General features: G+C 64.7%; 1 pseudogene. It reads left to right on the plus strand.

The features are described from left to right. Window positions 1-45 precede the first annotated feature (45 nt). Window positions 46-465, plus strand: a pseudogene (locus AB4Y98_RS20660) (glycoside hydrolase family 17); the annotation flags it as partial.

Raw genomic sequence — 465 nt, forward strand, 5'->3', positions numbered from 1 at the left:
GGCTTTGGCTTGAACGCCGTGCCCGCGATCGCGCAGAAATACGGCATGAAAGTGCTGATGGGCATCTGGCTCGGCCGCGACCTCGCGCTCAACGATCGCGAAGTGACCATGGGCATCGCCACCGCCAAGGCGTATCCGCAGGTGATCCGCGGCGTGATCGTCGGCAACGAAGTACTGCTGCGCGGCGAGCAGTCGCCCGAAGCGATCGCCGCCTACATCACGCGCGTGCGCAGCGCGCTGCAAGAGGTGCACGTGCCGGTCACCTATGCCGATGTGTGGGAGTTCTGGCTGCGCTATCCGCAGATGGCCAACGTGGTCGACTACATCACCATCCACATTCTCCCGTACTGGGAGGACGAACCGGTGCCGCCACAGGATGCGCTCAAGCACGTGGCGGACGTCTATGCGCAGATGAAGGCCCGCTTCTCCGGCCGCGCCGTGATGATTGGCGAGACCGGTTGGCCC

The sequence above is a fragment of the Stenotrophomonas sp. 2YAF26 genome (assembly GCF_052114625.1).
GTDB lineage: Bacteria > Pseudomonadota > Gammaproteobacteria > Xanthomonadales > Xanthomonadaceae > Stenotrophomonas > Stenotrophomonas indicatrix.